The sequence below is a fragment of the Bacillota bacterium genome (assembly GCA_013178045.1).
GTDB lineage: Bacteria > Bacillota > Ch66 > Ch66 > Ch66 > Ch66.
On record JABLXP010000046.1, the window covers coordinates 1 to 6,759 of the forward strand.

The 6,759-nt window shown below is 48.0% G+C and carries 5 protein-coding genes and 1 riboswitch; of the genes, 4 read left to right on the forward strand and 1 reads right to left on the reverse strand.

Annotation, left to right across the window (positions count from 1 at the left end):
* The first annotated feature begins 212 nt into the window (after positions 1–212).
* A riboswitch (SAM riboswitch) is annotated at positions 213–341 on the forward strand.
* Between the two features lie 91 nt (positions 342–432).
* Positions 433–1,716 carry a homocysteine synthase gene (locus HPY81_11405; GenBank protein ID NPV28008.1) on the forward strand — a complete coding sequence of 428 codons (1,284 nt, stop codon included), beginning with the start codon at positions 433–435 and terminating at the stop codon, positions 1,714–1,716.
* Between the two features lie 34 nt (positions 1,717–1,750).
* Here the strand turns inward: HPY81_11405 and HPY81_11410 are convergent, their stop codons facing one another.
* Positions 1,751–3,664, reverse strand: a complete 1,914-nt coding sequence (locus HPY81_11410) for a sigma 54-interacting transcriptional regulator (protein NPV28009.1) — start codon at positions 3,662–3,664, stop codon at positions 1,751–1,753.
* A gap of 650 nt (positions 3,665–4,314) precedes the next feature.
* Between HPY81_11410 and HPY81_11415 the strand changes: the two genes are divergently transcribed.
* The 3 genes from HPY81_11415 to HPY81_11425 all read left to right on the forward strand — a co-directional run bounded on the left by HPY81_11415 (position 4,315) and on the right by HPY81_11425 (position 6,647).
* Complete coding sequence (locus HPY81_11415; GenBank protein NPV28010.1) at positions 4,315–4,491, forward strand: hypothetical protein; 177 nt, start codon at positions 4,315–4,317, stop codon at positions 4,489–4,491.
* Between the two features lie 612 nt (positions 4,492–5,103).
* Positions 5,104–6,018: a CoA transferase subunit A gene (locus HPY81_11420; protein ID NPV28011.1), complete on the forward strand. Its 915-nt coding sequence runs from the start codon at positions 5,104–5,106 to the stop codon at positions 6,016–6,018.
* The gene (locus HPY81_11425; protein NPV28012.1) at positions 6,015–6,647 is read left to right on the forward strand and encodes a hypothetical protein; all 633 of its coding nucleotides are present in this window, start codon (positions 6,015–6,017) and stop codon (positions 6,645–6,647) included. Before HPY81_11420 ends, HPY81_11425 begins: the two co-directional genes overlap by 4 nt.
* The last annotated feature ends 112 nt before the right edge of the window (positions 6,648–6,759 follow it).

Here is a 6,759-nt window from a genome sequence, read left to right on the forward strand (position 1 = left end):
GGTGCCAATATTTGACCACCTGTGGGGTGGCTGTCAAGGCCGCTGCCTTGATGCTGATGTTTTGAACGGTGAGGTCTCATAGCGGAAAAAATTTTTGTGGAGATACCTACTAGATCTTGACACGGACTTTGTCCTTTTAGTTCTTGACACCATAAGAACTGTATGGTAATATCTTACTAAGCATATACAAATGCTAAACTTAATACCAATTCCTCTTATCCAGAGCAGGCTGAGGGACTGGCCCGATGAAGCCCGGCAACCGGTGTCTGTCCATGGATATTCTTGGGCAACAGCAGGTGCTAATTCCAGCAGATCTCATACGCAGATCTGAAAGATGAGAGGCTATGCTAATTTGAATGAATAAGCTATGCCTCTTTGTGATCCACAAAGAGGCATATTTTTTCAATAAACCAGACGAAAGGGGTTTTTGTAATGGGGGAAAAGAGTAAGTGGAGATTTGAAACGAAAAGTTTGCACGCTGGACAAGAGGTTGACCCAGTGACCAGATCCCGGGCCGTGCCCATCTACCAAACTACCTCCTATGTGTTTGATGATGCTGAGCACGCGGCGAAGTTATTTGGGCTACAAGAAACGGGGAACATCTATACCCGAATCATGAATCCCACGACGGACGTTTTGGAAAAGCGGGTCGCCGAACTTGAGGGAGGGGTGGGCGCTCTGGCCGTGGCCTCGGGTCAGGCGGCGGAGTTCATCACCATTGCTAACCTCGCTCAAAGCGGCGACGAAATTGTCTCGGCGAACAGCCTTTATGGCGGAACATATAATCTCTTCGCGGCAACGCTGAAGCGATTGGGCATAACGTTTAAATTTGTTGACCCGGCTGACCCGAACAATTTCAAAAAAGCCATTACTGCCAAGACGAAAGCCTTGTACGCGGAAACCAGCGGCAATCCGAAGCTTGATGTGATTGACTTGGAGGCCGTAAGCCAGATTGCCCATGAAGCCGGCATTCCCTTCATTGTTGACAATACAATTCCTTCCCCATATTTATGCCGTCCTCTTCAGCACGGGGCAGATATCGTCATTCACTCGGCGACCAAGTTTTTAGGCGGTCACGGGACTTCTATCGGCGGGATTATCGTTGACGGAGGGAAGTTTGACTGGGCCAATGGGAATTTCCCGGCCTTTACCGAACCAGACCCAACTTATCACGGGGTGCGCTATACGGAAGCTTTTGGGCCGACGGCTTTTATCGTTAAGGCCAGGGTACAGCTCCTCCGCGATTTTGGACCTTGCCTCAGCCCGTTTAACGCCTGGCTGATTCTACAGGGCATTGAAACTCTACCGTTGCGGATGAAGCGACATTCAGAGAACGCGCTGGCGGTGGCTGAGTTTCTAAAAGGACACCCGGCGGTTGCCTGGGTGAACTATCCTGGGCTGCCGGAACATCCGTCACATCAGCTGGCCAGGCGGTATTATCAAAATGGATTTGGTGCCCTATTGACTTTTGGCATCAGAGGCGGAAAGGAAAAAGCCATGAAGTTTATTGATAATCTGGAAATTTTCTCGCTTCTGGCCAATATCGGTGACGCCAAGTCGCTGGTGATCCACCCGGCGAGTACTACCCACCAGCAGTTAACCCCAGCGGAGCAGTTGTCCACAGGTGTGACCGATGATCTCATCCGGTTGTCTGTCGGTCTGGAGCACATCAATGATCTGATTGATGATCTCAATCAGGCGCTGACCAAAGCTTGATTAGGGGGATTGGGTCTGGGGGGTGAATTTTCTCTCATCTTTTATTTCGATTAGCCATTTTTCTTCCTTTCTTGTACTGGAGTTTTCTCCAGAGGGTGGTTCTGCTGATGCCCAGTAAGTCGGCCAGCTCCTGTTTGTCCTGATAAATTTCGTCTAGCTTAGCCACGATGTTTCTTTCCATTTCTTCCAGGTTACCGACTCTAATGGTAACCGCCGGCCTCTTGACTTCTCTGTCCTCCAGGCCGAGTAGGGCTAAGAGCCGCTGATTTAATTCCTCGGGGTCTTGGCCCGGGTCATACAGCAGGACGTATTTTTCCACGAAATTTTCCAATTCCCGGACATTTCCTGGCCAATTATACAGCATGAGATGGCGGGTGAGGGTTTTTGATAACCCGGGGACACGCTTGTTGTATTTGGCCGATATTTTTTTGATAAAGTGGTCCAAAAGGTAAGGGATGTCAGACAGTCTATTGCGGAGGGGTGGAATCTTAAGTCTGAGAACGTCAAGGCGGAAATAAAGGTCTTTTCTGAACAGTCCCTGCTTGACTAGTTCTAGCAGGTCGCTGTTGGTGGCCGCAACTATTCGTACATTCACTGGGATTAAGCGTTCTCCCCCAATCCGCCTGACTACTTTATTCTGTAATGCTCGCAGTAAACGGGCCTGGAGCTGGTAAGGCATTTCGCCGATTTCATCCAGAAAAAGGGTGCCATTGTGGGCAAGTTCAAATAGTCCGGGTTTTCCTCCCTTACGTGCCCCGGTAAAAGCCCCCTCCTCATAACCAAAAAGCTCGCTTTCTAAAAGGTTTTCCGGTAGAGCGGCGCAATTAATGGCCACAAAAGGACCTTCTTGGCGGTGACTGGCCCGGTGTATGCTGTGGGCAAACAATTCCTTGCCTGTTCCGCTCTCACCAGTGATCAGCACCGTGGCATCAGAGGGACTGTAATGGCGGGCTTCAGAAATAACTCTGAGCAAGGGCTCGCTGAGGCCAATGATGTCATCGAAGGAGTACTGAGCGACCAGACCTTTGGCAAATAATTCTTTTCTGATTTTGTACTCAAGCATTTGGACCTCGGTGACATCATTGAAAGTCGCTACTGTACCGACGACATCTTCTTCCACGCTGATAGGAGTGCTTTTGACCACAATTTGACCCCGGGGGGTACTGACTATTTGCCGGGAAACGCCTACGGATGAGTTTAAGATATTAATCAGTTCTTTAGGTAAGGCTTCGTTGATGTGTTGACCAATAACTGTCCTATCAAGACCGAGGAGGCGTTCTGCGGTCGGGTTGATCAGGTTGATCTTGCCGGCTGAATCAGTCGAGATGATGCCTTCTTGGGTTAGATTAAGGATTGCTTTCAGACGCTCGTTTAATTCAGAGTCATGTTTGCGAATGTTAATAATGTCATGTGATCTTTGGAGTGATTGAATGAAGGTGTCCTGGGCTATGCTCAGCAAAATTCCCTGGAGGCCGTGCTTTTTACATTCATCGTGCGTGATCTTTCCGCCAAAAATCGTTCTTAAACCTAATTGTTTCGCCTTCAGCACGTTATTGTGCAGATCGGTGGTTGTCTGGTAACTGAAGTTATGGATTTTTAGCCCCAGAATGCGTTCCATGGAAGGGATGTCATAACCAGATTTATAATAACTTACCAAGCCGATTTCTTTTTCATGGGGAAGGAGCTTATTTCGGTTTTCGAAGATGGCTCGGAGAACATCGAAAGTGGTGATTTCCACGTTAACTACGGGTATATCCAGGTGCGAACGAATAATATCTGCTGTACCGCCGCGGCTGATTACAGCCTTGACTTTTGACTTCTTGATAACATCCAGCCAAGGGATGACTTCTTCCATGACAGCATAAATAATGTCGATATGTTTACGAATTTCTGTCTCCATAAAAGGAGGAAGAGGTTCTGGTGTCACCATGACAATCTTAGAATTCATCCACTCACCCCCCGTGTAATCTGGCGCCATAAAAATCAAGTTGACAAAGTGGCTTTTTTGAAGAGTGCCTGCGTCATGGTGTAGCCCAGCTTGCCAGCAACGCTGGTTTTACTCTATCTTCCAAACACTCATCATTCAATAACATGCTTTTTGAAAAAAGGGGGCACTTCCCCGACAGCTAGCGATAAGGAAGTGCTGAAAAATTGGGAGGTTTTTAAAAATCGAGAAAACATTGTTTTCTCGAATATTTGAAATAGAAGTTAAGCTTGGCAGTATTTTTCTATTTATTGGAGAATATAGCAAAAATTGTGCCAAGACAAAATGACGATGAAAAATTCGTTCGTAAACCTTTTGAGAATGCGCCATGACAGGGTTTTGCCCGAAAATTTCACGGTTTTTAATAGGATTTAATGTTGCATATTTGAAACAGTTATTATACTGTTGTCGGCTTATATACACAACCTAACCGACAAAACAAGTATAAATAATTGGGACTAGCGGCGGTAGATTTGAAGCCTGGAATCCATCCTTCCAGGTTTCATTTTTGCAATAGTAATGCACCATTATTGCATAAAATAAAACATTTTTGTTTTTCAGAATCTGGGACGCGGCTAGATACTGGCGTTCAAGTCGAATCGGCAAGTAAATTGGTGGATTATCCGAAAAATTATAGCACGATTACCGTAGTGGCCAAGGCACAGGCGGAAAATCCAAACAACTGGCTGCCCATACGGCTGGCGGAAATGGGGACCATTGCGACCTCATCTAATACTCTGACCAAACTGGCTGAGGATTTGCGACAGGAAGTGAACAATTTTCGAATGTAAACCCTAAGGTAACGAAGGCGTTCTGACCCTGGATGCCTTTATTTTTTCTCCTTCCTGAAAAGTGATGCCCCCGGATCTGTGAGGTTTCATCCATGCATGCGCAAAATGGCGATTTTCGACAGGAATGAAACATCATCCCGGTTGTCGTAAGATGTCGAACCATGGTTTAGAGTTATTTTAGACATTATCGGAACTGGGAAAAAGAACGTTGGTTGGTACGGTTTAAGAACGTGCGGCAAACTTGGCACGATTATTGCTTGTAGTTAAAAATTGTAAGGGTGAACACAAAATGGTTTACCAGAAAGATAAGGAGGGCGGATATGACTGAGCCCGAGCTAGGCCAAGGGGAAGGGGGGTAATGTGCATGAGTTAGGAGATTAATCACGTTCAGCCGTGGTAAACCTTCATGCCGTGAAAAGAGGCTACGCTATTTGCTCAATTGGGCGTCGAACATGATAACTGGTCTGAGCGCCTGAATATTCTCTTGTGGTTTGCATGATTGAAACGTAGTGAAGTTGTTTTGAAAAGATTTATTAATTTATTTAATAAAGAAGAGACAGGGGAAAGAACCTCCAATGGGTGAAGGGGAGATGTTGGTTGCAAGACAAACGGATGACCCTGAAGGAAGCAGTGGGTGAGTTCGTGACTGATGGTTGCTCGTTCGCCCTTGGCGGCTTGAGTGCCCGCGAACCAATGGCCACATGTTACGAGATCATCCGCCAGCGGAAACGAAATCTAACCTTGGTCACCGATTCCAGTTGCGACGCGGCGGAACTGCTGATCGCGGCCGGTTGCATAAGTCGAATCGAATGCGCTTATATCTGGATTGGAGTAATTGGCAACGGAGTGAACTACCGCCGCGCGGTGGAAAAGGGAATCCCTAATTTTATCGAGGTCGAGGAATATTCCAACCTGGGGATGGCCGCCCGGCTGTTGGCCGGGTCGATGGGGTTACCCTTTATGCCTGTCAAGACTATGCTGGGAACAGATATTGTCAATGTTAATCCCAGGATAAAAGTGATTGAAGATCCTTACGGTGGCGGGCCGGTTGCCCTGGTACCGGCGGCCAATCCGGATGTGGCCCTTATCCACGCGCAACGGGCAGACAAAACCGGCAACGCGCAATTGTGGGGGTGTTATGTGAATGACGACATCATGGCGCGCGCTGCGAAGCATGTGATTTTAACGTGTGAAGAAATTGTACCGACCAGCGAGATCCGCAAGATTCCTAATATGACAGTGATTCCTGGGTACAGCGTATCAGCGGTGGTGGAGGTACCGTATGGCTGCCATCCCGTATCTTTCTCGGGATACTACTGGATGGACATCCCTTTTCGGCGTGAAATAATGGCTGCTGCGAAAACCCCAGAAGGAATCACCGCCTGGATAGATGAGTGGGTCTTTGGGGTGGAAAATCACGCTGAGTACTTAAAAAAGGTTGGGTGGGAACGTTTGGCGGCCCTGAAGGAACTAGAAGTAGATAATTACCGAATTCCACAAATCCTCGTCGAGGAGGGAGGCAGATGAATTACGCTAAAGATTACACGGTTTCTGAACTAATGGGTGCTACCGTCGCCCGCCAGATTCGCAACGACGATATTGCTTTCATCGGAATTGGGCTGCCCTTGATCGCGGGGATTTGTGCGAATAATACGCATGCACCGGATGCCATCTTGATTTATGAAGGTGGCGGTGTGGGAGCCCGCAGCCCGCGTATTCCCTGGACGGTAGCTGATAGCCCCACGGCTGAACATGCCCTGATGGCTGGTCCGCTGTGGCGTGTCATGGCTGATTTACAACGGGGTTTTATCACGCTGGGGATCCTTGGGGGGGCTGAGGTCGACCGCTTCGGGAACCTGAACACCACAGTTATTCCCGGAGAAATCGGGGGCTACACCCGACCAAAGGTCAGACTGCCCGGGAGTGGTGGAGCTAATGACATTGCCTCATGTGCCGAGCGAATTGTGATTATGATGCGCCTGGTAAAGGGGAAATTTGTCAACCGAGTCAAGTTTATCACGAGTCCCGGGTATCTGACGGGTCCTGGCGCGCGTGAAAAAGCGGGCCTCAAAGGCAAGGGGCCGGTCATGGTCGTTACTGATCAGTGTGTCTTCCCGTTATGTAAAGCTTTACATAATGGGAATTATGCAAAGTAATTGCTTATGTCAAGTTGATGGGCACAAACAAGCAATGAGCCTATTTATGCCCTATTTACTTGACATAAATAAGAGGCTATTGGCAGATCTTCTGTAACCAGCTCAGCAGGTC